The organism is Algoriphagus persicinus (genome assembly GCF_035156415.1).
Lineage (GTDB): Bacteria > Bacteroidota > Bacteroidia > Cytophagales > Cyclobacteriaceae > Algoriphagus > Algoriphagus persicinus.
Map to the genome: position 1 here is coordinate 1 of NZ_JAYEEY010000011.1, position 24,933 is coordinate 24,933.

Below are 24,933 nucleotides of genomic sequence, written 5' to 3' on the forward strand. Positions count from 1 at the left end.
AAAAGAATCCTGGCGTAAGTGTCGAGATCAAAGGATATGCAGATGAATTAGGCCCTGAAGACTACAACATGAAACTTTCTGAAAGAAGAGCTAAGTCAGTTTATGACATCTTAGTAGCTTCAGGAGTAAATGCTTCTAGACTTTCTTATAAAGGTTATGGTGAAGACACTAGCGTGGATAAATCTTCTACTGATGCAAGACAACTGGCTAGAAGAGCGAGCTTCGAAGTGAAATAACTATTATTCTAACTCGGCTATTATAAAAACCCGGTTCCGAAGAGCCGGGTTTTTATTTTATATTCGCAGCATGTTTATTCTATCTGATACGCCATCTATAGCAAATCATTTTCTGCGTGAAATGAGAGACATACGTATTCAAAATGATAGAATGCGTTTTAGACGAAATCTAAAACGGATTGGTGAAATACTGGCCTATGAAATCTCAAAATCCTTTGAGTACGTTTCTGAGGAAATTGACACGCCGCTTACCTCGACTTCCGCATTAAAACCAATAGAACAACCGGTTATCATCTCTGTAATGAGAGCTTCATTACCGTTTTACAATGGTTTCTTAAATTATTTCGACCAAGCAGACAGCGGATTTATAGGTGCTTTTCGAGATGAAAGTCAGCCTGGAGAAATCACGGTTCAGTTGGGCTATCACGCTAGTCCAAGCCTAGAAGGAAGGGTAATCATTCTTGCTGATCCTATGCTGGCTACAGGTAAATCGCTAGTAGAATCGATCAACACGATTCTTTCCCATGGTACACCAAAGCATATTCACATAGCCTCAGTCATTGCTGCTCCTGAAGGCATCCAATACCTCAAAGAAAATACCACTAGCAATTATTCACTTTGGATCGGGGCTATCGATGAGAAATTAAATCACCAATCCTACATTGTCCCTGGACTAGGCGATGCGGGCGATCTTGCTTTTGGGCCAAAACTTTAATTACTACATGCTCCCCTACTTCCTCTTATTTCTTGGTTTGGTCATTCTTCTATATGGAGGAAAAATCTTAGTTGACGGCGCCTCTGCCATGGCAGTAAAGCTGGGCATGAGTGCAGGACTAATTGGCATGACTGTAGTTGCATTTGGCACTTCAGCGCCGGAGCTATTAGTGAGCATAAATGCCGCACTCAAGGGAAATAGCGACATTTCAATTGGCAATGTGATAGGATCCAATATTGCCAATATTGCCTTGGTGCTTGGAATAAGCGGGATATTTTACCCAATCCTGATTAAAAAAAGTCATATCCGCTTTGACTATTTGGTCACCTTACTGGTGACCATACTTTTCTATGGCTTAGGCTACAATGGGCTCATAGGATTTTGGGAAGGAATTTTGCTTTTCGGATTATTTATTGGATTTAACATCTATCTTTTCAAAAGCCCCAATTCAGATTTAGTGGAGAATACTGAAGTGGAAGAGGAGTTAGAGCAAGTCAAAAATTACTCATGGCCCACCTCCATAGGCCTGTTTATAGGAGGTGTTTTAGGATTATACTTTGGATCTGAACTATTAGTCAACAATGCCGTGAAGATCTCCAGAGAGTTTGGCGTTTCAGAACGAATAATCGGAGTGACTATCATTGCCATTGGCACTAGCTTACCGGAGCTAATCACCTCAATTATAGCCGCTTTGTCCAAAAGAACGGATCTGGCATTAGGCAATATTCTAGGTAGTAATATCATGAATATTCTATCTATAATTGGCCTTACAGCGATCATCAAGCCAATTGGCGTATCACAGGAATTTATCGATTCGGATTTCTTGTGGATGCTTGGAATTACTCTCTTATTATTCGTGTTGATGCGTACAAAGATGCGAGTTTCAAAAGTTGAAGGTTCACTGCTCTTACTCAGCTATTTTGCTTATTTGTTCTTCCTGATATGATAGAAAATATTCTTACTCTTCTTGGAATCTACTTTCTGTGTTGGTTCAAATTTCTGGCTGGACCAGTATTAGGTTCAGCAGCTGGCTATAGCGTAGTGGAGAATGTGCTAATAACTATCGCGGGAATGATGACCAGCGTGGTCATTTTCACGCTAATAGGGTCAAAGATCAAAATGCTTTTTAAAAGGAAATTTATTTCCAAACCAAAACTTGTATTCTCCAAAAAAAATAGACGAATAGTTCAACTTTGGAGAAAATATGGTGAAATAGGAATCGCTTTCTTTACTCCAATTTTCCTTACTCCTATTGGAGGAACACTAATAATGGTTTCATTTGGAGTTAGAAAAAGACACATTTATTTCCACATGCTTTGGAGTGCCAGCCTTTGGGCGGTGGTGCTCAGCTTAAGTATTGATCAGCTTCTGGCAATTCCTTTTGTCAACGGCTTATTCCTCTAATTCTTCATCAGGTAAGATTTCAATATCCTTGATCAATACCCGCTCGGCAATAGCCTGGCCTGTCAAAGTAGCAGCTAATCCTCCCATGGCAGTCTCCTTATACCTGCTTTCCATTGAAGCCCCCACTTCTCCCATTGCCTCCACACATTCATCTACAGGGATTACGCCACTGACATTTGCTAAAGCTATCTGAGCAGAACTGAATGCAATGGCTGCTGCACTGGCATTTCGAACCACACAAGGCACTTCTACCAATCCTGCCACAGGATCACAAACCAATCCCAGCATGCATTGAATAGTCACGGCTACAGCATTGAAAATCTGATCTGTATTGCCACCTAAGCAATATACAATCGCACCGGAAGCCATTGCGGCGGCTGAGCCAGTTTCTGCCTGACAACCGCCAACCGCTCCTGCCAAACTCGCCTTTTCCTCAACAATCAACGCAATGCCTGCTCCGACTAAAAGCCCCTCTACTATTTGATCGTCGCTCAATCCATGGATTTCTTGAAGCGTCACCAACGTTCCTGGGAGAATCCCACTGGCACCCGCCGTAGGTGCTGCCACCACTCTACCCATGCAAGAATTGACTTCTTTTGCTGCTAAAGCACGTGAAATCAACTTTTGAAACTCTGGAGAAAGCACAGATAAAGGATGGTTGTAAACTTTCTTTGCGCCGTTATTAATCATTCCGGAGCGTGAAGTCATTTCTTCTTCTAAACCAGTTTTCACAGCATCTTTCATTACGCCATAAGCCTGAAGAAGACCAGCCTTGATAGAAACACTTGCACCATTTTTCTGATCTACTTCATACTCAATCACAGATGCTGGTAAGGATATATTCTTCTCTTCGCAATAGCTTTTCCAGCCTTTGAAGGATTCAAATAAATAGCTCATTTTCGATGGGTTTATATACTTTTAAAATTCTGAGCAATAAGTTGGATGCTCAGAAATCGAAATTCAATGTCTGCTTGATCTCTGGATCCAAGCTTAATGCAACAGGACAAGTTATGGCTGCATTTTTCAATTTTTGGATCATTGCAGCATCATTTACAGGATTTGCCCAATGAAAGTCAACGATGATCTCACTTATTTTGCGCGGCGATGCTTGCATTATTTTGGTTACTTCCCAGGTCATCCCCTCCAATGAAACTGAATCACGATTAGCGACAATTCCCATAATAGTCACCATACAACTCCCTAACGCGCTAGCTACCAAATCGGTCGGAGAAAAAGCTTCTCCTTTTCCATTATTATCTACGGGAGCATCTGACAGAATTTTCACTCCTGAGTGCACATGCTCAGATTCAGTTCTCAAATTCCCCAAATATGAACTTTTTATAGTGGGCATAAACTCTTATTTTTAAAATCAGTTAAACAACTAACAGCCAAAAATAGGGCTATATTTTCGACCAACTCGAATGAACAAGCTGAAATTCATTTTACCACTTCTATTACTCACCGTTTCGATTGAATCTTTTGCCCAACGAGAAGACATAGGCAACTACGATTACGATAAGGAATACATGTTCGGTGTCAACAAAAACACAAACGGAGGATTGATTGGTGGCTTTATATTCAAAGCAGGAACACGAATTGACGATACGCAGTTTAGCTTTTGGGCTGTGGAATTTTCCAATGTGAAAAACCCAAAGGAAAGCCGATATTCTACCGTACTCGGTAATAGCTATATTTTTGGGAAGTCTAATTACCTCTATTCGATAAGACCTCAATACGGTCGCGAAATAGTTCTTTTCAAAAAAGCTCCAAATCAAGGCGTCCAAGTGTCAGCCTTGGCCGCGGTGGGTCCATCATTTGGATTAATCGCTCCTTACTACATAGAATATGCACTGAATCGTGTAGAGACTGTACGCGAGCAATACGATCCAGTAGTGCACCAAAGTAGATTTAATATCTTAGGAACCGGCAGACTTTTGGAAGGCCTAGGGCAATCAGAATTTGCTTTTGGAGGAAATTTGAAAGCTGCTGTTAACTTCGAATTTGGTGTCTTTCGTTCCAATGCAACTGGATTGGAACTTGGATACATGCTGGAAGGTTTTACCAAAGAAATCCCGCTGATCCCTACTACGGAAAACCGTCAGTTGTTCCAGTCCGTGTACTTCACCTTTTTCTACGGGTTCAGACAGTAAGTCAACTTGGGTTTTGCCCTTTGCTGAGTTACCTTTGCATCAAATCAGAAATCAATGATCGAATTACCTGTAATTTCCGAAGAAGCTACTCGTAGAAAAAAGCCAGACTGGCTTAGAGTAAAACTCCCTGTAGGAAAAGAATATGCCAAAGTCCGCAAGCTGGTAGATGAGCACAAGCTCCATACTATCTGCGAAAGTGGCAATTGCCCGAATATGGGTGAATGCTGGGGAGCTGGCACAGCTACCTTTATGATTTTAGGAAACGTATGTACTCGCTCCTGTTCATTTTGTGCTGTAGCAACTGGCCGTCCGCCGGAGTACGATACTGATGAGCCACGGCGCGTGGCAGAAGCAATCAAACTCATGGGAGTAAAGCATGCGGTATTGACTTCTGTGAATAGAGATGAGCTGAAAGATAAAGGCGCTGAAATCTGGTATCAAACTGTGATTCAGACCAAAGAACTTTCTCCTGAGACCACTATAGAAACTCTAATTCCAGATGTGAAATCAAATTGGGATGCATTATATCGAATGATCAGCGCAGGGCAGGAAGTCGTTTCTCACAACATGGAAACAGTAGAAAGTCTCTATAGAAGAGTTCGCCCACAGGCTAAATATGCCCGCTCATTAGAGCAAACTAAATTGACCAAGGAGTATGGCAAAAGAACCAAGACAGGCATTATGCTAGGTTTGGGAGAGAAAAAAGAAGAGGTATTAAAAGCAATGGATGATCTGGTAGCGCATGGCTGTGATATCCTTACCCTAGGACAATACCTTCAGCCTACTAAAATGCATATTGAAGTTGCCGAATTTATCCATCCAGATCTTTTTGCAGAGTACAGAGAAGAAGGATTGGCAAGAGGATTAAAATACGTGGAGTCAGGCCCCTTGGTGCGATCATCCTATCACGCTGAAAGACATGTAAACGTCTAGGTATTACTCGAATAAAAATTCAGCACACTTTCGGGTGTGCTTTTTTTATGTCTATTTTTTTAATAGTTTAAAGCAATACTTCTCACACTAACTTTTAAACTAATGGTAAAAATTGAAAAAATTGGAGTTTCCTCCGCTGCTAAAATCTATGGCTTGACTTTGGGTGCACTTGGCTTTGTTATCGGCTTATTCTATGCATTATTCCTATCTGCTTTTTCAGGACTTCTTGATGATTTTCCTATTTCTGGAGCAGGAGGAATAGGAATTATTATGGTTATTGTATTTCCAATTATATATGGAATTATGGGGTTTATATTTGGAGCGCTCGGCGCAGTAGTGTATAATTTCGTAGCTTCAAAAACAGGAGGCTTAGAAATCCAGCTTTCGAAGGATGATGAAATTCCGATTCTTTAAATTCAAATAAGTCCAGCTTCTGGAGAAGCAGGACAGCTGCGACCTTTGCGCTACCTTCGCACACTCCGCGGTTAAAAACCAAAAAAGGGCTACCAATTTCGGCAGCCCTTTTTCTATTTATTTAAAAGCTATTCAAGCCTCTTCACTAGCGTAATCTTCCACAGGAATACAGCTACAAATCAGATTTCTGTCTCCATAAGCAGAATCAATTCTACGCACAGTTGGCCAGAATTTATTTTCTTTCACATAGCTCAGTGGATAAACTGCTTTTTCTCTTGAATATGGCAAATCCCAATTGTCAGAAAGAGCCATCATCGCAGTATGTGGTGCATTTTTCAATACGTTTTCCACCCTGTCAGCAGTTCCATCCTCGATTTCCTGGATCTCTGCACGGATAGAAAGTAGCGCATCACAGAACTTATCCAATTCTGCCTTAGTCTCAGACTCAGTGGGCTCGATCATCAAGGTGCCTGCTACCGGGAAAGAAACTGTAGGCGCATGGTAGCCATAATCCATCAATCGCTTGGCGATATCTTCTACTTCCACTCCGACTTCTTTGAACGCTCGACAATCAACGATCATCTCATGTGCTGCTCTTCCTTGCGTACCAGTATATAAAATAGGGAAATGATCTTTCAATCGTTCCTTGATGTAGTTTGCGTTTAGAATTGCCATTATCGTAGCATTCTTCAATCCATCTCCGCCCATCATTGCGATGTAAGCGTAAGAGATAGGCAAAATACTCGCGCTGCCATAAGGTGCTGCCGAGATGGACGATACAGCCTGCTCTCCACCCGCTTTCACTATTGGATTACCGGGTAAGAAGGGTGCCAAATGACTTGCAACACAGATCGGCCCCATGCCTGGTCCACCACCACCGTGAGGAATACAGAATGTTTTGTGAAGATTCAAATGACAAACGTCAGCCCCGATTCTTCCGGGACTAGTCAAGCCAACCTGAGCGTTCATGTTTGCTCCATCCATGTAAACCTGTCCCCCATTTTCGTGGATGATTTGGCAGATTTCCTGGATCGCTATCTCAAATACTCCGTGTGTGGATGGATAAGTCACTAAAAGTGCTGATAAATCCTTTGAATGAGCTGTTGCTTTAGCTCTCAAGTCTTCAATATCGATATTCCCTTTTTCGTCACATTTCACCAAAACCACTTTCATTCCAGCCATCACAGCGGAGGCAGGATTGGTACCGTGAGCGGAAGTCGGGATCAATGCCACATTTCTATGATGATCACCTCTGCTCTGGTGATAGGCACGGATCACCATCAATCCTGCAAACTCACCCTGCGCTCCAGAGTTTGGCTGGAGAGAAGTATCTGCAAAACCGGTGATTTCATTCAGCCAATGTCTCAAGTTTGCGAACAGCTCCTGATATCCAGCAGTCTGATCGGTTGGAGCAAAAGGGTGCATTTGACCAAACTCAGGCCAGGTAACAGGGATCATTTCCGCTGTTGCATTTAGCTTCATGGTACAAGATCCAAGCGAAATCATGGAGTGCACCAAAGACAAATCTTTATTCTCAAGACGCTTGATGTAACGAAGCATCTCATGCTCACTCTGGAAATCATTGAAAACTGGATGTGTCAGGTATTCCGACTTTCTTACCAAGCTTTCTGGCAATTCCAGTTCAATCTCATCTGATAAAGTCGACAGATCTGGGGCTTCTACTCCTTTTGCCTTTGCAAAGACCTCAACAACCGCGGCTATATCTTCCAATGTCTTAGCCTCATCAAAAGTCAAGAACACCGTGTCGTAATCATATCGGAAATTCATTTTCGCTGATAGTGCCAAAGATTGAATAGCATTAAGTGACTTGGTTTCAATTGCTATTTTGATGGTATCAAAATAATCCTTTGAGGAAACCTTATATTCTAATTGCTCAAGAGCTTTGGCGGTAAGTTTCGCGAGTCCATGCGTTCTCAACGCAATATTCTTCAGACCTTTTGGTCCGTGATAGACTGCGTAAAAGCTTGCCATCACTGCCAAGAGAACCTGTGCTGTACAAATATTTGAAGTTGCTTTTTCTCTTTTGATATGTTGCTCACGCGTCTGCAAAGCCATTCTATACGCTTTGTTCCCTTCTCGATCCTGAGAAACACCAATTATTCTGCCTGGAATCTGACGCTTATACGCTTCTTTCGTAGCGAAGAAACCTGCATGTGGTCCACCGTAGCCCATTGGTACTCCAAATCGCTGAGAAGAACCAACTACCACATCAGCTCCCATTTCACCTGGCGCAGTCAAAAGTGTCAAAGCAAGTAAGTCAGCAGCAAAAGCAGTTGCCACATTATTTTCTTTGGCGGCAGCCACAATAGCAGTATAGTCACGTGCTTCACCGTCTGCATCTGGATACTGGAACAATACACCGAATAGCTTCTCATCGGTCAAATCCAAGGAAGCAATTGATCCGAAAACCAACTCAATTCCTACTGGCTCAGCTCTAGTCTCCAATACCGCTTTAGTCTGAGGGAATACTTTTTCGTCTATAAAAAATTTTGTTGCGTTCTTTTTCTCTCTTGGTTTTACCGCAAAAAGTAAATTCATCGCTTCTGCTGCAGCCGTGCCTTCGTCTAGAAGAGAGGCATTTGCTAGCTCCATTCCCGTCAGCTCCATCACGACAGTTTGGAAATTAATCAAAGCTTCCAGTCTCCCTTGAGCGATTTCGGCTTGATATGGCGTATAGGCGGTGTACCATCCTGGGTTTTCTAATACATTCCTCAAGATCACCCCCGGCACCAAGGTGTCGTAATATCCCAAGCCAATGAAAGACTTGAATACTTTGTTTTTAGAAGCAAGTTTTTTGAAATCCTTCAAAAAATCAGATTCCAACTTCGCTGACGGAAGATCCAACGGGCGCTCCAGTTGGATAGACTTCGGTACAGTTTGGTTGATTAATTCCTCTAAAGTTGAAGCTCCGATTTTCTCCAGCATTGCTGTGATCTCTAAGTCTGTCGAGCCATTGTGTCTGCTCTCAAATTTGACAGCATTAGAAAGATTGATCTTCATATAAGAATATTAAAGACGATGAACTATTTGGGTTTGAAATCCGCTGATTTTTCAAGGTGCAAAGGTACAATTTATTGAAAGATAAAGCTTTCATGAACTCCATTATTTCCTTTTTGTTAAATCAAAATATATAAATGGTTTATTACCGCTAGAAAAATTCTCTAGTTTAGCGCCTTAAATACAAACAGATTGAAATCAGGCCTTTATTCACTACCCAGTATCACTCAGTGAACTCGAGGAAATTTTCATCTGAAATCAAAAAAACCTAACTATAAACATATGAATAAAAGTCTGTTATTGACGGGCGCAATGGCTTTGGGCCTTGCACTGCCGTCCTTGGCGCAGCAACCTGTACAGGTGAAGTATGCCAACACCATTACCGCTGGAGATCTGAAAGAGCGTCTTACTTACCTTGCTTCTGACGAAATGAAGGGCAGAGACACAGGTTCAGAAGAACAAAAAGTAGCTGCTAATTACCTGGCTGACTTCTATAAGAAAATTGGATTGACTGGCCCGGTAGGCGGCAGTTATTTGCAGGCAGTAGAATTGGTCAGCTCCTCTTTTGGAGAAGTTTCGCTGAAAGTAGGCAAGCACAAACTGGTGAACAACGAGGATTTTGTGTTTATCGGTGAAGGAAACATGAAGAAAGCGGCAAAGACTGACCTTGTTTTCCTAGGCTTAGTTTCCGATGAAAATCTGGTTAAGGTTGACGTGAAAGACAAATTGGTAGGAATCTGGGCTGTGGGCGTAAGATCCAATGACCTTTTGACTCAAGTAATGGATGCGGGTGCTGCAGGTATCGTGATCGTGAGCATGGAAGGTCAGGCAAACTTTGACCGTATAGCTAATCGCTACAAAAGCCTAGCTGGAAAAGGAAGAGTCGGTATCCCAAAGCCGGTCGAGCAAAAGCCAGTATTCATGGTAAGCTCTGATAAAATGGCTGAACTGTTCGATACTCCTGTGGAAGACTTGAAAGAAGCTGCAAAAACAAATCCTGAGTCTATCAAGTCTCAAAAAACTACCTATAAGATTGAAAAGAAAATCGAAGAAGTGGAAAGCTCAAACGTAATGGGCTACTTGGAAGGAACAGACAAAAAGGACGAATTGTTAGTGATTTCTTCTCACTACGATCACGTAGGTGTGAGCAGCACAGGTGAAGTGTTCAACGGCGCCGATGATGATGGCTCCGGAACTGTTTCTGTCACTGAAATTGCCGAGGCTTTTGCAGCCGCAGCAAAAGATGGAATCAAACCAAGAAGATCCATACTCTTTCTAAATGTGACCGGTGAGGAAAAAGGTCTTTTGGGATCTGAATATTACTCAGAAAACCCAATATTCCCTTTGGAGAACACCGTAGTGAATTTCAACATCGATATGGTGGGTAGAATTGATTATGAATACCAAGATGCTGCAAATACGGATTTCGTCTATGTGATCGGTTCGGAAATGCTTTCTACAGATCTGAAAAAAATCCTGGAGTATAACAACATCACCTACTCTGATCTGATATTGGATTACAGATATGATGCCGAGGATGATCCAAACAGATTCTACTACAGATCAGATCATTACAACTTTGCAAAGCACAACATCCCGGTTGCGTTCTTTTTCAACGGTGTACATGACGATTATCATCAAGTCACTGATACGGTGGACAAAATCGAATTCCCGCTAATGGAAAAGCGAGCTAGACTGATTTTCCACACCGTTTGGGATGTAGCCAACAGAGAAAATAGGCTTCGTGTCGATGGAACAAACAACAGACCTGCTAGGTAATTATCTGGATTTCACTATTTTGAAAGGCTATTGGAGCAATCCAGTAGCCTTTTTTTACGGTTTAGGGAAAATAGCAAGAATTAAAATTTGGACACGACGAAAAACAAATTTGATCTTATACGACTTCGCTCAGTCAGACAATCATCAAGTCGAAAACAGTTAGCTACTAGAAGGCTTTGCTTCACACAAACTAAGCAGACACCACCGTTCATTTGTCACGAACGGGTTGTACAAACACAAATCGCGACCTCTGCGTAAACCTCCGCGAACTTTGCGGTAAAATAAATTGATTGGCATTTTCCAATCTTCAAATTTTATAAAACGGTATCTTTACCTCACGAACGCAACCCAACCCTACGTGTACAAATCTTTACTGAAACCCCTCTTTTTCTTAAAAAAGCCTGAAGCTGCCCACCACTTTACAGTTGATCTAACCCGCTTTACTTTCAATCTTCCTGTAATTGGTTCGATTGTAGAATCTGTGTTTCATCTGGAAGACAAAAAGTTGGAACGGGAAGTTTTTGGATTAAAATTTAAGAATCCGGTGGGACTGGCAGCTGGCTTTGACAAGGATGCCAAGGTCATCGATGAAATGGCTATGCTCGGATTCGGCTTTATAGAAATCGGTACCTTGACCCCGCTACCGCAAGAAGGAAATCCACGACCTAGGTTATTTAGACTTCCACAAGACGAATCACTGATTAATCGTATGGGATTCAATAATGGCGGAGTGCAGGAAGCAGTGGCGAGGCTGAAGAAGCGGAAATCTACGGTGCTAGTGGGAGGAAACATTGGCAAAAACAAGGTCACTCCGAACGAGAATGCGGTAGACGATTACTTGATCTGCCTAGAAGCTCTGCATGATCATGTGGATTATTTTGTAGTAAATGTGAGTTCGCCAAACACGCCAAATCTTCGGGATTTGCAGGAAAAGGAGCCACTTAAGGTATTGCTCCAGGCTGTGAAAAATGCCAATGATCTCAAACCAAACCCTAAGCCTATTCTCTTAAAAATTGCTCCAGACCTGACAGACGGGCAATTGGATGACATCATCGAAATAGTACAGGTCACCAAAATTGATGGCGTAATAGCTACCAATACTACCATCGACCGTTCACAATTGAGCACTTCAAAAACTGAAGTTGAGGCGATCGGGGCTGGAGGAGTGAGTGGGAAAGTTTTAGGGAAAAGAAGTACAGAAATCATCCGCTATCTATCCCAAAAGTCGAATAATGCTTTCCCTATCATCGGCGTTGGTGGAATCTTTTCTGCCGAAGATGCCATAGAAAAACTGGAAGCTGGAGCGAGCCTGATACAAGTGTACTCGGGCATGATTTATGAGGGGCCTGGGTTGATCAAAAAGATTAAAAAAGGATTATTGGCTCATTTTTCGCAGTAATTTGTCAATCTAAATTCATTCATCTTATCTTAAATCGGATTTGAATCGCATACATGGCCACCAATTCACCAAGGACCAATACTTTTAGAAAAAAAGGAGAACCCACCAAAAAGAAAGGAGCAGGCTTCAAAGCTCCGAGCTTTTCAGTTGGAAAGATCAATACCGCCAAAATCAGTTTGACATTCGGGATTTTGCTGATGTCCGTCTCTATTTTCCTTTTCATCGCCTTCATCAGTTACCTACTGAATGGCCCTGCGGATCAGAGTTTGGTCATGAACAATCCTAGCGAAGCGATTCGAGAAACAGCCCGTGAATCCACCAACTGGCTCGGGTATCTGGGTGCACAGGCTGGCAACTGGATGATTTATCGCTGGTTTGGAATTGCAGCATTCTTATTTCCGCCCTTTTTATTTTTATTGGGATTCAAGTGGGCATTCAAAATCTCACTTGTTTCACTCACTCGATACACCACATTCGCTCTTTTCTTTACCTTCTGGATAGGCTTACTTACTGGATACGTGGTGATTTTGATCCAAGGATATTCTTATTGGAGTTTCCTTTCAGGCGGCTTTGGCTATGAACTGGCAAAGCTCTCTGCTGATTTCTTAAGTTGGGGGACATTCATTTTACTGGGTGGATCCATGCTAATCTTTGTGATTTTCTTCTTTGATATTGACAAATTAGACTGGTTTAGCAACAAAGCTTCCGATTTTGAGCAGGCTGAGGATGAGCTAGAAACTGCTTTGGATTCTCCTGTAAAAAATCCTTTCAAAGAGGATGAAGAAGATGAAGAAATCGATGACGACGGAAGCTCTTGGATCATCAAAGAAGATAAACCCGGGGATCAAATCGAACTCAATCCTGAGTCAAAACAAAAGCCAAAGAAAGAGGAAATAGCCTTCGATGTACCTCAACTGAATATTCTGGATCCAGTGGTCAATCGTGAGGCAGAAAAGAAGTCTGAGGAAAAAAACTTCTCGGTTATAAAACCTTTAGGTGAAGAAAAAACTGCTGAGGAAGTTGAGAATTTGGATGCTTATGACCCGACTTTGGACCTGCCGCATTACAAGTATCCTACCTTAGATCTGCTGAATGAATATGACCTGCAGAAAGTCACTGTAAGCCGTCAGGAACTTGAAGACAATAAGAACAAGATTGTCGAAACACTGGAAAACTTCAAAATAGGAATTCAGGAGATCAAAGCGACCATAGGCCCGACAGTGACCCTATATGAAATCGTCCCTGAGCCAGGGGTAAAAATCTCCAAAATCAAGAATTTGGAAGATGATATCGCCTTGAGTTTGGCGGCTCTGGGCATTAGAATTATTGCCCCAATTCCGGGGAAAGGCACCATCGGTATAGAAGTTCCCAATAAAAACAGAGAGTTGGTACCGGCACGAGCGGTGTTGGGCACGGAGAAATTCATGCGCTCAGATAAAGACCTTCCTATTGCTCTGGGTAAGACTATTTCCAACGAAGTTTTTGTGGTTGATTTGGCAAAAATGCCCCACTTACTCATGGCTGGGGCAACTGGTCAAGGTAAGTCCGTGGGCTTGAATATGATTTTGGCTTCTTTGATTTACAAGAAGCATCCTTCTCAATTGAAGTTTGTCCTGGTGGATCCTAAAAAGGTGGAATTAACCCTGTTCAATAAGATCGAGAGACACTTTTTAGCCAAACTTCCGGGATCGGAAGAAGCTATAATCACCGATACCAAAAAGGTGATATACACGCTAAACTCACTTTGTATCGAAATGGATAATCGATACAATTTATTAAAGGACGCTGGCACCAGAAATCTAAAGGAATACAACGCAAAATTCGTCGCACGCAAGCTCAACCCAGATAATGGACATAAATTCATGCCTTATATTGTCTTGGTGATTGATGAGTTAGCAGATTTGATGATGACCGCAGGTAAGGAAATCGAAGGTCCGATTGCACGTCTTGCACAACTTGCCAGAGCAATTGGTATTCACTTGGTCGTCGCTACGCAAAGACCATCCGTGAATGTGATTACAGGCATTATTAAAGCCAATTTCCCAGCTCGTCTTTCCTTCCGAGTGACCTCCAAGATCGATAGCCGTACCATCCTGGATACCGGCGGAGCAGATCAATTGATAGGCATGGGAGATATGCTCTTATCACATGGATCCGAAATTACACGGATTCAATGCGCATTCTTGGATACACCTGAAGTCGATTCTATCTGTGATTGGATAGGAGGGCAAAAAGGCTATTCAGACGCTTATTTGCTTCCTGAGTTTGAAGGAGAAGACTCAGACAATTCCATAGGAGATGTTGATTTCTCCGACTTGGATCCGCTTTTCAATGATGCCGCTAGGCTGCTGGTAATGCATCAGCAGGGAAGTACATCTTTAATTCAACGAAAACTGAAATTGGGCTACAACCGTGCCGGAAGAATAATCGATCAATTAGAAGCTGCTGGTATAGTAGGTGCCTTCGAAGGATCGAAAGCCCGCGAGGTGCTTATTCAAGATGAAGCCAGTTTGGAACGGTTATTGAATAGTTTGTAAAAGCTGTTCAACAAGTTCAAACAGCCTCTTTTCATGAAAAAATTCGCCCTAGTTTATACTCTTTTTCTTACCCTATTATTCTCGTTCGAAGCCTCCGCTCAAAAGGATCCAAAAGCAAAAACTGTTTTAGATGCCATGAGTCAAAAGTTTCAGGCAATGAACGGTTATACGGCAAATTTCGACTTCACCTTCCAGGATGGAGCAGGCACTGGAGATCGCCAGTCCGGTGACATCGCAGTCAAAGGCGAGAGGTACCGACTCAAGCTCCCCGATCAGGAAATTTATAACGACGGTAAAACAGTGTGGACTTATATCCAATCTGATAATTACAAAGAAGTGACCATCAACGATGCTGACCAGATGGAAGGCGAGCTGACTCCATCCAATATCTACCGACTCTACGAATCAGGCTACAGCTATAAATTGATTGGAGAAAAACAGTTTCAGGGCAAAACAGCTTTGGTGGTGGAACTGCTCGCAGAGAAGAACAATGCGCCTTTCGAGCAGGTAAAATTGATGATTGACAAAAACAGCTCCAATCTAATGGGCTGGGAAATGTTTGATGGACAGGGAGGCGTGTTTTCTTATACCTTCAAAAATCTAAAACTTGAAGCCAATCTTCCAGCCTCCTATTTTGTGTTTGACACAAAACAATATCCTGGAATAGAAGTGATTGATTTGAGGTAAACTCATAAAGTTTATTCTTATACTAGTGGCCCTAAACTACTAATATGAAGATTCAAATCCTTTTTATTTTTCTAGCCCCTATTTTTCTTTCGTGCCAAACCAAGGAAAGCCAAACAGGAAACAGCACGAATGAGCCACCCTGTATTAAACTGCAGACCTTAGATTCTGTGACTGTCCGTGGTATCCTTGCGAAAAAATTCATGTTTCAGACTGTTGATGAAGATCACCTGATATTCAAAGATGTGGTTTCTTCTGAAGTCTATGTCTTTGATCAGGAAGGTGAGCAAATTGACAAATGGAGCAAAACTGGTGATGTCCCAGGCGTATTTGGCATGACTAGTGGAAATATAACTCAGGACAAGGCAGGAAATTTGGTTATGCTAGACATCATGAATGGCCTGAAAGTGCTTAAGAAAAACGGTGATGTAGTCCAGAATTTTGGCATTTATCAAAGCCAATGGAGTTTAGGAGGATTATTTTCTCATTTCAAATCTTACCAAGTCATCGAAAAAGACGGGAAAGAATACTTGCTTTACACTCTTGACGTAATCGAGGATCCGACTGGAGATTATGGGCCAGAATTTTTGCAGAGCAGAAAAAATATACTACTGACTGACTTAGAAACAGAGGAAACCAAAACATTCTTGCCATTCCCGGAAGGCTCTCAATTCTTAAATGGTAATGTATTTTTATTCGAAGACTTCAGACCTGTGTTCTCCTATGATGAAAAATCCCAGGTACTTTATCTCGTTTTTCAGAATGAGCCAATACTATATATTTATGACTGGTCAGGAACGGAGCCAGTTTTGAAAGAGAAGATAACCTTGGATCTAGCCGGATTTGTAGCGGGCAAAGGATTTGAGAAAGGAATCGTGAGCTTTCCGAAAATTTCAGATTACAAGATCAATCCCTACCCCTCTCATATTATCAATTTGGAAAAATATGGAAACTACCTACTGATCAGCTACAAACCAAGTCCGTCCGATAAAGGTGACCTGGCTTTGGTGATGGCAGGTGAAGCTTCCAAAGAATTAAGAGCGAACCTATACAACCAAACAAGAACAAAAACAGTAGTGCTGACTCAGAAGGGAACTATCATTCCACTTGAGTTACCAGCAATGGACTCTGATAGCTTTATAGTAATTGGAGATAATATCTATTGGATGAAAAAGTATAGTGGAGAAGAAGAACAGGAAGATTTTACGCTTTATAGAAGTAACCTGATTAAGAAATGATACAAACTTCAAAAAGTTAAAAAACGCCATTTTAAGCGTTTTTTAACTGTTCAATATCAAACTTTTTCATTTTCATAAAAGCCTGAATTACGCGCCCGGATCGGGCTGGATCAGACATTAATTCAGAAAGGATTTCAGGTACGACCTGCCAAGAAACTCCAAACTTATCCTTGAGCCAGCCACACTGACTTTCTTTTCCTCCTTCTAAAAGCTTCTCCCAGTAATAGTCTATCTGCGCTTGGTCCTTACATTCTAGCACAAAGGAAAACGCTTCGCTGAATTCAAAATTATGCACAATTGCACTGTCCATAGCCACAAACAATTGTCCATTAAGTTCAAATTGGGCATGATTGACAGTCCCGTCTTGCCCATTGGGATCATCGGGCCCATACCTTGAAATTAACTTGGTAGTCGAACTATGAAATACGCTAGAGTAGAAGTCGATTGCTTCCTCGGCTTGGCCAAAATTAGTCCCAGAAAACAACAGGGCAGGAATGAATTTTTGATCGGAATACTCGGGCTTATCGATAGTCAGTTGCCAAGTAATGCCAAATTTATCCTGCAGCCAACCATACTTTTCACTCCAAGGGTAAGTGCCCAAAGGCATTAGCGCTCTGCCGTTTTCAATCAATTTATCCCACAGCAGTTGAATTTCTCCTTCACTCTGGGCAATGGTGTAAAATGAAATAGCCGGAGTAAACATATATTCGGGGCCACCATTGAGGCACATAAATTTTTGACCCGCAGCCTCGAAGGTCACCACCATTGGATTTTCCTGATGGATCGCTGAGTCCGAAAACACGGAGCAGTAAAACTCAGCGGCCTCTTTCGCATTGCCATCAAACCACAAGCAGGGATGGATGGGACTACTAAGAATGCTAGTGGGATTACTCTCCATTTCTTTCACAGATTTCTTTGAGCTTATCAAGTGCTTTTGGCCACATGCCAGTAAAATATTCATCGAATTCCATTGTGGAGTCCAAGTCAATCAAGAGTAAGGTATCGCCACCTTTTGGCTCAAAGGTATATTTCTCATGAGCCCCCTTCCACATTTCTACTTCCTTCCCCTCCATAATTTCGACGCCCTCTTTCAACTCCCCAAGATGCTCTACATCCACATGTTTGTTAGGTATGTTTTTAATAACTTTGCTCACAAGACCATTTTGATTGCCTTCTTCACCTAAAGACACAAAGAGGATTTTACTTCCTTTCTCCCAAGTACCTATATAGGTAGATCCTGGAGAAAATACATCCGTCCATTCCTCATAAGATGGCTTTTCCAACATGATTCTATAGACCTCAGCGGGAGACTTTTCGATCAAAATCTCAAAATGTAACCTGACCAATTTCGCTTCAGATTCAGTATAGGTTTTGAAATTGTCTAGGATTGCCTTCCAGCCATTTTTCTGCATTTCCACGGGATTGCTCGTCTCAGCATCGAAAATTTCTGTCAATTCAACTCCGCCTGGCACTTTTTCAAAGGTGACTTTCACATGACGACCATCTTCCAGAATGTATGAATACAAAGAATGCTGCTCCACTTCCTGGTAAACACCCGCAAAATCAAAGCCCATACTACCATCTTTAGCTTCCATTCTGAAAGTGAAGCTTCCGCCAGGCAGAAGGTCATTTTCTGCTCTTGGCGTATGCCAATCGGGTGAGGCGTTGTTCCAATGCATGATGTGTTTTGGCTGCGTGAAATAATCCCAAACTGTTTCTAATGGTGCATTTACAGTCGTTTTAACTGTGATTTTGGTTTTTTGAGTTGTGGTCATGGTTTTCGGATTTGATTATAAAAATTTTCTTGACAAATATATTAAGTTCCACTTCGATTTATCCTGCTCAATTCAGACTAATGTGGGGTAGCTTGCGACAGGAAATGCTAAATCCAAGTTATGAAAAATATCGCTATCCTAGTTCCGGAGTGCTCTGTTTTGCAGGTGATTGCCAATCCACAGTATTGTTTCTCAGCAGTGAATGACTTTCTAACAAGATCCGTAGTAGCGGGAATAGGCACGAAAGCTATGACGGGTCAGAATCAGCACCCTCAGCGTAAAAGTTCAATGGTTAGAATTCTTGTCGTTCGAAACTATTGCAGGATCTTCAGTAATAGGATATCCCATATCTCTCAACTCAGCTCTTAGCCCTTCCATTACATTGTGAGTCATATAATCAAAACTTACTCTGCTTTTGGAAACATTTATATCAACATTTGAGACACCTTTTATCTTAGACAGCTTGATTTGCAAGGCATTTTTACAACCATCACATTTCAAATTCTCTATAATTACTGTTGCTCTCATTATTAATAATAAATCTCTAAGGTAAACCTAGATAAACAAGAGATAATATGAGATGATATATATCATCTTTATCCGCCATTTAGGCAGACATTTTAAATAATGAAATATAGACTAAAGCAGCGATGAACCTCAACTAAGAATAATATGACAGATTAACAAAAAAGTGAGGTAGGTTTTTTAAAAAATTGAAACACGCAACAAAGCTAATAATACTATTACCACAGTTAGGGAGAATATTGATGAGGCAGATACTGGGATATTTAATCGCATTTCAAAAGATTAGATTAAAGTACAAAAGAGTTGAAAAGCATAAGCTCCCAAATTCATAGCCCCTCACTTAATCTATGAAGTGCTTTATCATCTTCAATTTTAATCCGTTTGCCATCAGTACTTATCAAGCCTTCTTTTTTAAAAACTGCTAAGGTGCGAATACAAGCCTCTTTGGCTGTTCCCACCACGTTCGCTATGTCTTCACGTGTAAGAGTCATGGTAATGTATCCCTCAGTGTCAGTACCAAAATTTCCCTCGAGGTAACGAAGTGTCACTGCAATACGCTGTTTTACGGTCTTTTGTGCCATATTCACAATAATATCAGCCGCAAATTTTAAATCATCTGCAATTTGAACTAGAACTGCCTTTGTAAATTTTACATTGTTATTGATATTATCCAATAAATGGTTTTTTGGAATGAAGCATACCTCCATGTCATTGATTGCCACTGCACTCAAATTAGTCTTCTCTTCCGTAATTACAGAACGTTGCCCCAAAATTTCACCTTTTCCCGCAATTTTTACAATTTGATCTTTACCATTATCACTCATTTTGAATAATTTAGAAACACCACTTCGAACACAAAAAACACCATTTAACCGTTCACCTTCTTTAAAGAGCGCCTCGCCTTTTTTGATATTTTTGGTAACTTTACTATCAGAAATATTTTTTAATTCCTCAGTACTCAGAGCTTTCAATGAATTGAGCTGTTTTATAATACAATTCTCACATCTATTATTGCTGTGATATCCCATAAATGTCTATTTAACTGTATTTGTGCCTTCCACCCAAATCAAATTAAAATGTAGGAATAAGCGGAAATTCAATGTCACCTCCAAAAGTGGTCTAAGGACGATTTTACACCTTTCGAACTGCTATTTATCAGCAACTGACAGCATTGAAGAAAATCATATAACTTCTATAAATGTAAGTGAAGTATAAGCCTTCACAAAAAAAAAGGATAAGAAATATCACAAGAGCCTAGGATATTAGCTTTTCATCATCAGGATAGAATGTTCTTTTAATACTATTCCGTTTAATCCAAATTCAGATCTTCAAAATTAATTTTCACACCCATCCATATGTTTATAATTTGTTTTTAATCGTCAGATGGAATCTAGCAGAGTTGATAATCATCCCAGCGTGTGTCACCTGCGACATGCTTGATTTCATCAATAAAGAAACATTATGAATGAAAACTCACAAAACTAAAAGAATACTATATCAAAAGAACAGCATGCCTAGAAAATATATGTTGCTCATGCTAGTTAACATGCCAGCAATGACATATAATAAAAAAATGGAGATCCTAGAAATCTTTTTTTCTAGATTTATTATATATATTAAGTAAAGGAATAATTACCCAAATTGATAAAGCCAAAAGTGATGTTAAAAGACCAAAAGCTGTACCGAAAAATTTTTGAAAAACAGCCCCCGTATAACCTAATAATGCGGAAATATCTAACTTCAACAAAATTAGAATGCGTGATAGATCGATTGGGTTAAACATTGTAGCTCCTATTGATAAGACATCGAGTGGATAAGACTCTAAAAGGATAAGTGACATTAAAAAAAGACCATCATAAATAACAGCCATAAATAACCAAAGCAAAATAGCATAACTAAATCCTTTTATTTTATTTTCATTGTACAAGGCAATATTAAAGGCCAGTGCAGTAAAAATCAAGGTAAGAAATGTTCCTGTTACGAGTAATAGTATAAAGTCCCATATTTCGTTAGATTGAAATAGCCCATAAAGTGAAAAAGGAATACCCAAACCAATAATCAAACTCATAGAAAGGGACAAAGCGACTCCTAGGTATTGCCCTATAAAAATAGATGAGCGCCTAATAGGCTGTGCAAGCAATAATTCTGTAAACTCTTTAGAATTATAATAATACATTATCCCAAATATGGTACCGATGAGAGGTACTAAAATTGTAATTACATTCATTAAGGTAATGACGGCTTTAGAAAGGTCATTATTTAAGAAATATATTTAGATATATTGTTTCCTGACCTTATAAGCTTCATTAATATCAATATTAAAATACCCTCCCCTATTTTCCTTTCTTTCTAACGATTGATTAATTATCAAATAGGCCACATTAATCATATTCCTTAATTCACAGACCTGTGTATTCAATGTTGAGGTTTTATAAAGAGTCTCTATTTCTTTGTAAATTTTATTTAAGTGACTTGAGGCAACCAGGAGGCGATCATTACTTCTTGCAATCCCTGCATAGTCCCTCATTAAGAGTTGTAATTCCTTTATACTATGTTCTATAAGAATATGCTCCTTATTATCACTAGTGACTTTAGTATTCCAATCAGGGACATCCATCGAAGTCAATACCGAAGGATGAGTACCTAAATATTTATAACAATTATGGGCATATACCAGTGCTTCTAGTAAAGAGTTTGAGGCAAGTCTATTAGCACCGTGCAATCCTGTTCTTGAACATTCTCCACAAGCAAATAAATTGCGGATGGAAGTTCTGCCACTTTTATCTACCACAATCCCACCGCATACATAATGCGATGCAGGTACTACTGGAATCCAATCTTTTTCAACATTAATATTTCTGGAAATACATTCATTATAAATATTTGGAAAATGAATTTTAAATCTCTCTATAGAGAGATGCGTACAATCTATATATACACAAGGTTCTCCGCTTATTTTCAACTCATTATCAATACTTCGAGCAACTATATCACGTGATGCGAGCTCTCCTCTTTCATCATAATCCAACATAAATCGTCGACCCCGTTCATTTCTCAAATATGCCCCAAATCCTCTTACTGCTTCAGAAATAAGAAATGATTGTCCACTGCCGGCATCATATAAAACGGTAGGATGAAATTGAATAAATTCCATGTCAGAGATATTTGCCTTTGCCCTATAAGCCATTGCAATACCGTCACCTGTAGCTATGCTTGGGTTTGTGGTATGCCCATATACTTTTCCAATTCCTCCTGTTGCTAATAGGGTCGCACTAGCTGTGATGGTTTCAACAGTTCCTGTTTTTTGATTTAGCACATAGGCTCCATAGCAAGAAATATTATCTGGGATATCTGTCTCTAAATGATGTTCTGTGATTAAGTCAATTGCAAAGTGGTGATTAAGTAAGGTTACATTGGTCAACTGATGGATGCGCTTCAATAGAGAAGTTTCGATTTCAAACCCTGTTATGTCTTTATGATGAACAATACGATTCTGTGAATGGCCTCCCTCTTTACCCAGATCCAATACCCCTTTGTTATTCTGATCAAATTGAGCCCCCAAATTTTGTAAATCTTTTACTCTTTTTGGCCCCTCTTCGACAACCATTCTTACAACTTCCAAATCGCAAAGACCATCTCCAGCTTTTAAAGTATCTTCTATGTGTTTTTGGAAAGTATCTTCTTTCAAATCCAGAACTACCGCCACTCCGCCTTGAGCATATTTAGTGTTCGACTCATCCTCATCTGACTTCGTAACAATGCAAACTGTCTTATCATCAAATTTTGATGCTATTTTCACAGCAAACGTTAACCCGGCTATTCCTGAACCTACCACGAGATAATCTGCAACGATCATAGGTTCTAAATTGAAAGTTCTAACATTCGTTCTATAGGCACCAATGCCTTTTTCCTGATATCTTCAGAAATTTTTATTTCTGGGCTTTCATGCAGAAGGCAGTCATACAATTTTTGAAGGGTATTAACCTTCATAAAAGCGCATTCGCTACAAGCACAAGTATTATCATCTTTTATTGGTGCAGGAATTAATATTGATACCGGTACCTTTTTTCTCATTTCGTGCAGAATTCCTACCTCAGTAGCTACAATAAATTTACTGTCTGGATGATCCTTTACATAATTTATCATCCCTGCCGTAGAGCCGATATAAGCCGCCGTTTTCAATATGTGTTCCTCGGACTCAGGATGTGCTATAATTACAGCACCTGGATTTTTTTGATAGAGGTCTAATAACTTATCTATGCAAAATGCCTCATGCACAATGCAGCTACCATCCCAAAGAATCATCTCCCTTCCTGTTTGTTTTATGACATATTTACCTAAGTTTTTATCAGGGGCAAAAATGATAGGCCTTCCTGCTGGTACAGAATTCACTATTTTTAAAGCATTGGAGGAAGTACAGACCAAATCACTCATCGCTTTTATCTCCGCGGAACAGTTGATATATGTGATTACAGTATGATCGGGATATGAGGAAATAAAATCAGCAAATTTTCCCGGAGGACAAGAATCTGCCAAAGAACATCCCGCATTCAAATCCGGTAAAACCACTTTTTTGATAGGATTAAGAATTTTTGCCGTTTCCGCCATAAAATGCACTCCGGCAAAAACGATAATCTCAGCATTAATCTCTTTAGCCTTTTGAGACAATCCAAGGCTATCTCCCACATAATCTGCCAACTCTTGTATTTCTGGCCGTTGATAATAATGCGCGAGTATGACAGCATTCTTCTCCTTCTTGAGAGCTATAATTTTTTGTGTTAAATCCAATTTTATCCCGTCTTAATAAGAATTTAAAAATAGGAGTATTAAAAAACGTATACGGTGATAAATATCATTAGTAATCACAAAAGAATCTTTTTATGGATTTGTAACTCAATACAAAGGCTATGAAATACCTCTAAAACACTTTAACTTCTGCATCCCTGGAATTTATCCTACAAAAAGCTAAGATCTTCAAAACTAAAGTGAAGTTCTTCTTTAGCGAACAAGAGCATCTTATAGAAAAATTGAGGGTAAATTTGAAATGCCAATTTCAGAGAATAAAATGGCTACCAAAAAAAAGAAAACCCCAAATACTTTACGTATAAGGGGTTTCTTGTAGCGGGAACAGGACTACTAAAAACGCTTGATTTATAGGGTTTTATGGCCAAAGTGGGACAAAAAGGGGGACAGGTTCATTTTGCATGAAAAATTTTAAATTTATTTGAATTGATTTTAATTCAGTCTTGGATTTTTCGGATAAAATCAAAGTTTATGAGCTGTATGAGAGGTTTGAATTTTGAATGAAATTTTTTTCTTTTTGATGTTTAGCACCAAAAATCTCTAGAATTTCAGCTGCGCAATTCAGAAATCGAACCATCATTTTTCTCAGCTTTCGAAATTTAAATTCATATGAATCGTTTCTCATTTCAACCTCGAACAATTCGTACGGCACGAAGTGTGCGAGACGTACGAATCGTACGATCGAAGCATCCCGCCTTTTTCTTTTTGCTGCCTGACAATCTTTCTTAAGTGCAAAACCACCAACTGAATGTTTTGCACTTCATCAATCACTTTATGCACACAGTGTGTTCACAAAGTAACTTCTAAAGTTAAATCCCAGGTATGATTCATGAAAAACGGCTAGAAAAACTGATTTTGATCCCCGGCTTTTCGCTCGATGACTCTACCTAGGAATCTTATCCCATCTTTAAGTGTCTGAATTTTCTGTTGCTTTTAAACAAGTTTTTTTTTTCTGATGGAATAGCCTTGTATGAGATAGTCCTTAAGTCGCTTAGTTGCCCATAGGCGGAATTGAATCCCTCGCTTGGAATTCACTCTATAACCGACCGAAATAATCGCATCCAGGTTATAGAATTTCACCTTCCACCTAAACATTCGCCAACCTTCTTCCAACTCCTTTTCCTTTGTAAATATTCCTCAGATGCAAACTAATGGTGTCTGAATCTTTTTCAAACAAAGCTGCCATTTGCCTTTGATTCAGCCAGACTGTATCCTCGTCAAACTTTGCCTGACCCATACAAATTATATTCACCATTTTTTCTTTTTGCTGTGTCAAAGATTTTCTTCGGCTATTAGTTTAAAAATAAACCCAGCTTGAAAATT

Annotated in this window: 23 protein-coding genes; 12 read left to right on the forward strand and 11 right to left on the reverse strand. The window is 40.2% G+C overall.

The features are described from left to right. The 4 genes from U3A58_RS09980 to U3A58_RS09995 all read left to right on the forward strand — a co-directional run. A partial coding sequence (locus U3A58_RS09980) for an OmpA family protein (RefSeq protein ID WP_323823276.1) occupies positions 1-236 on the forward strand: 236 nt, incomplete at its 5' end. A 70-nt stretch (positions 237-306) separates the two neighbouring features. After that, complete coding sequence (upp, locus tag U3A58_RS09985) at positions 307-951, forward strand: uracil phosphoribosyltransferase (RefSeq protein ID WP_323823277.1); 645 nt, start codon at positions 307-309, stop codon at positions 949-951. Between the two features lie 7 nt (positions 952-958). Then, positions 959-1,897, forward strand: a complete 939-nt coding sequence (locus U3A58_RS09990) for a calcium/sodium antiporter (protein ID WP_323823278.1) — start codon at positions 959-961, stop codon at positions 1,895-1,897. Then, the gene (locus U3A58_RS09995; RefSeq protein ID WP_323823279.1) at positions 1,894-2,355 is read left to right on the forward strand and encodes a hypothetical protein; all 462 of its coding nucleotides are present in this window, start codon (positions 1,894-1,896) and stop codon (positions 2,353-2,355) included. The genes U3A58_RS09990 and U3A58_RS09995 overlap by 4 nt, the downstream gene beginning before the upstream one ends. Here U3A58_RS09995 and sdaAA read toward each other — a convergent pair. Together sdaAA and U3A58_RS10005 are read right to left on the reverse strand one after the other, a co-directional pair. After that, a complete protein-coding gene (gene sdaAA / locus U3A58_RS10000; protein ID WP_323823280.1) occupies positions 2,344-3,252 on the reverse strand; it encodes an L-serine ammonia-lyase, iron-sulfur-dependent, subunit alpha in 909 nt (302 codons plus the stop codon). The two genes, U3A58_RS09995 and sdaAA, sit on opposite strands and share 12 nt — an antisense overlap. Before the next feature lie 49 nt (positions 3,253-3,301). Then, on the reverse strand, positions 3,302-3,706 hold the full coding sequence (locus U3A58_RS10005) for an OsmC family protein (protein ID WP_323823281.1): 405 nt from the start codon (positions 3,704-3,706) through the stop codon (positions 3,302-3,304). A 70-nt stretch (positions 3,707-3,776) separates the two neighbouring features. On the opposite strand from U3A58_RS10005, the gene U3A58_RS10010 reads away from it, so the two are divergent. From U3A58_RS10010 to U3A58_RS10020, 3 genes are all read left to right on the forward strand, one after another. Continuing rightward, on the forward strand, positions 3,777-4,505 hold the full coding sequence (locus U3A58_RS10010) for a hypothetical protein (RefSeq protein ID WP_323823282.1): 729 nt from the start codon (positions 3,777-3,779) through the stop codon (positions 4,503-4,505). Between the two features lie 54 nt (positions 4,506-4,559). Further along, positions 4,560-5,438 (forward strand): lipoyl synthase, encoded by an 879-nt coding sequence (gene lipA / locus U3A58_RS10015; RefSeq protein WP_323823283.1) that lies wholly within the window; start codon positions 4,560-4,562, stop codon positions 5,436-5,438. A gap of 102 nt (positions 5,439-5,540) precedes the next feature. Further along, complete coding sequence (locus tag U3A58_RS10020) at positions 5,541-5,852, forward strand: hypothetical protein (RefSeq protein ID WP_323823284.1); 312 nt, start codon at positions 5,541-5,543, stop codon at positions 5,850-5,852. Between the two features lie 132 nt (positions 5,853-5,984). Here the strand turns inward: U3A58_RS10020 and gcvP are convergent, their stop codons facing one another. Beyond that, positions 5,985-8,873, reverse strand: coding sequence for an aminomethyl-transferring glycine dehydrogenase (gene gcvP, locus U3A58_RS10025; protein WP_323823285.1), 2,889 nt, complete (start codon positions 8,871-8,873; stop codon positions 5,985-5,987). 279 nt (positions 8,874-9,152) lie between these two features. Between gcvP and U3A58_RS10030 the strand changes: the two genes are divergently transcribed. The 5 genes from U3A58_RS10030 to U3A58_RS10050 all read left to right on the forward strand — a co-directional run bounded on the left by U3A58_RS10030 (position 9,153) and on the right by U3A58_RS10050 (position 16,507). Then, positions 9,153-10,649 carry a M28 family peptidase gene (locus U3A58_RS10030; RefSeq protein ID WP_323823286.1) on the forward strand — a complete coding sequence of 499 codons (1,497 nt, stop codon included), beginning with the start codon at positions 9,153-9,155 and terminating at the stop codon, positions 10,647-10,649. Positions 10,650-11,007: 358 nt separating this feature from the next. Continuing rightward, a complete protein-coding gene (locus U3A58_RS10035) occupies positions 11,008-12,048 on the forward strand; it encodes a quinone-dependent dihydroorotate dehydrogenase (RefSeq protein ID WP_323823287.1) in 1,041 nt (346 codons plus the stop codon). 53 nt (positions 12,049-12,101) lie between these two features. After that, a complete protein-coding gene (locus tag U3A58_RS10040) occupies positions 12,102-14,585 on the forward strand; it encodes an FtsK/SpoIIIE family DNA translocase (protein WP_323823288.1) in 2,484 nt (827 codons plus the stop codon). Positions 14,586-14,618: 33 nt separating this feature from the next. After that, positions 14,619-15,272, forward strand: a complete 654-nt coding sequence (gene lolA1, locus U3A58_RS10045; RefSeq protein ID WP_323823289.1) for an outer membrane lipoprotein periplasmic chaperone LolA1 — start codon at positions 14,619-14,621, stop codon at positions 15,270-15,272. A 44-nt stretch (positions 15,273-15,316) separates the two neighbouring features. Further along, positions 15,317-16,507, forward strand: a complete 1,191-nt coding sequence (locus U3A58_RS10050) for an NHL repeat-containing protein (RefSeq protein ID WP_323823290.1) — start codon at positions 15,317-15,319, stop codon at positions 16,505-16,507. Positions 16,508-16,538: 31 nt separating this feature from the next. Here U3A58_RS10050 and U3A58_RS10055 read toward each other — a convergent pair whose 3' ends face one another. The 8 genes from U3A58_RS10055 to rhuM all read right to left on the reverse strand — a co-directional run bounded on the left by U3A58_RS10055 (position 16,539) and on the right by rhuM (position 24,705). Beyond that, entirely contained in the window at positions 16,539-17,405 is an 867-nt protein-coding gene (locus U3A58_RS10055) for a VOC family protein (RefSeq protein WP_323823291.1), read from the reverse strand. Then, positions 17,395-18,282, reverse strand: coding sequence for an SRPBCC domain-containing protein (locus tag U3A58_RS10060; protein ID WP_323823292.1), 888 nt, complete (start codon positions 18,280-18,282; stop codon positions 17,395-17,397). The genes U3A58_RS10055 and U3A58_RS10060 overlap by 11 nt, the downstream gene beginning before the upstream one ends. 285 nt (positions 18,283-18,567) lie before the next feature. After that, positions 18,568-18,810 carry a heavy-metal-associated domain-containing protein gene (locus U3A58_RS10065; protein ID WP_323823293.1) on the reverse strand — a complete coding sequence of 81 codons (243 nt, stop codon included), beginning with the start codon at positions 18,808-18,810 and terminating at the stop codon, positions 18,568-18,570. Positions 18,811-19,133: 323 nt separating this feature from the next. Next, entirely contained in the window at positions 19,134-19,835 is a 702-nt protein-coding gene (locus U3A58_RS10070; protein ID WP_323823294.1) for a Crp/Fnr family transcriptional regulator, read from the reverse strand. Positions 19,836-20,389: 554 nt separating this feature from the next. Continuing rightward, positions 20,390-21,034 carry an ABC transporter permease gene (locus tag U3A58_RS10075; RefSeq protein ID WP_323823295.1) on the reverse strand — a complete coding sequence of 215 codons (645 nt, stop codon included), beginning with the start codon at positions 21,032-21,034 and terminating at the stop codon, positions 20,390-20,392. Between the two features lie 45 nt (positions 21,035-21,079). Continuing rightward, a complete protein-coding gene (nadB, locus tag U3A58_RS10080; RefSeq protein WP_323823296.1) occupies positions 21,080-22,663 on the reverse strand; it encodes an L-aspartate oxidase in 1,584 nt (527 codons plus the stop codon). 5 nt (positions 22,664-22,668) lie between these two features. Further along, positions 22,669-23,595 carry a quinolinate synthase NadA gene (nadA, locus tag U3A58_RS10085; protein ID WP_323823297.1) on the reverse strand — a complete coding sequence of 309 codons (927 nt, stop codon included), beginning with the start codon at positions 23,593-23,595 and terminating at the stop codon, positions 22,669-22,671. Positions 23,596-24,543: 948 nt separating this feature from the next. Next, the gene (gene rhuM, locus U3A58_RS10090) at positions 24,544-24,705 is read right to left on the reverse strand and encodes a RhuM family protein (RefSeq protein WP_323823298.1); all 162 of its coding nucleotides are present in this window, start codon (positions 24,703-24,705) and stop codon (positions 24,544-24,546) included. Between the last annotated feature and the right edge of the window lie 228 nt (positions 24,706-24,933).

Excerpts from the sequence above, each read along its gene's own strand:
- upp (WP_323823277.1), top strand. The coding sequence starts at position 307 with ATGTTTATTCTATCTGATACGCCATCTATAGCAAATCATTTTCTGCGT.
- U3A58_RS09990 (WP_323823278.1), top strand. The coding sequence starts at position 959 with ATGCTCCCCTACTTCCTCTTATTTCTTGGTTTGGTCATTCTTCTATAT.
- U3A58_RS09995 (WP_323823279.1), top strand. The coding sequence starts at position 1,894 with ATGATAGAAAATATTCTTACTCTTCTTGGAATCTACTTTCTGTGTTGG.
- sdaAA (WP_323823280.1), bottom strand. The coding sequence starts at position 3,252 with ATGAGCTATTTATTTGAATCCTTCAAAGGCTGGAAAAGCTATTGCGAA.
- U3A58_RS10005 (WP_323823281.1), bottom strand. The coding sequence starts at position 3,706 with ATGCCCACTATAAAAAGTTCATATTTGGGGAATTTGAGAACTGAATCT.
- U3A58_RS10010 (WP_323823282.1), top strand. The coding sequence starts at position 3,777 with ATGAACAAGCTGAAATTCATTTTACCACTTCTATTACTCACCGTTTCG.
- lipA (WP_323823283.1), top strand. The coding sequence starts at position 4,560 with ATGATCGAATTACCTGTAATTTCCGAAGAAGCTACTCGTAGAAAAAAG.
- U3A58_RS10020 (WP_323823284.1), top strand. The coding sequence starts at position 5,541 with ATGGTAAAAATTGAAAAAATTGGAGTTTCCTCCGCTGCTAAAATCTAT.
- gcvP (WP_323823285.1), bottom strand. The coding sequence starts at position 8,873 with ATGAAGATCAATCTTTCTAATGCTGTCAAATTTGAGAGCAGACACAAT.
- U3A58_RS10030 (WP_323823286.1), top strand. The coding sequence starts at position 9,153 with ATGAATAAAAGTCTGTTATTGACGGGCGCAATGGCTTTGGGCCTTGCA.
- U3A58_RS10040 (WP_323823288.1), top strand. The coding sequence starts at position 12,102 with ATGGCCACCAATTCACCAAGGACCAATACTTTTAGAAAAAAAGGAGAA.
- lolA1 (WP_323823289.1), top strand. The coding sequence starts at position 14,619 with ATGAAAAAATTCGCCCTAGTTTATACTCTTTTTCTTACCCTATTATTC.
- U3A58_RS10050 (WP_323823290.1), top strand. The coding sequence starts at position 15,317 with ATGAAGATTCAAATCCTTTTTATTTTTCTAGCCCCTATTTTTCTTTCG.
- U3A58_RS10055 (WP_323823291.1), bottom strand. The coding sequence starts at position 17,405 with ATGGAGAGTAATCCCACTAGCATTCTTAGTAGTCCCATCCATCCCTGC.
- U3A58_RS10060 (WP_323823292.1), bottom strand. The coding sequence starts at position 18,282 with ATGACCACAACTCAAAAAACCAAAATCACAGTTAAAACGACTGTAAAT.
- U3A58_RS10065 (WP_323823293.1), bottom strand. The coding sequence starts at position 18,810 with ATGAGAGCAACAGTAATTATAGAGAATTTGAAATGTGATGGTTGTAAA.
- U3A58_RS10070 (WP_323823294.1), bottom strand. The coding sequence starts at position 19,835 with ATGGGATATCACAGCAATAATAGATGTGAGAATTGTATTATAAAACAG.
- U3A58_RS10075 (WP_323823295.1), bottom strand. The coding sequence starts at position 21,034 with ATGAATGTAATTACAATTTTAGTACCTCTCATCGGTACCATATTTGGG.
- nadB (WP_323823296.1), bottom strand. The coding sequence starts at position 22,663 with ATGATCGTTGCAGATTATCTCGTGGTAGGTTCAGGAATAGCCGGGTTA.
- rhuM (WP_323823298.1), bottom strand. The coding sequence starts at position 24,705 with ATGTTTAGGTGGAAGGTGAAATTCTATAACCTGGATGCGATTATTTCG.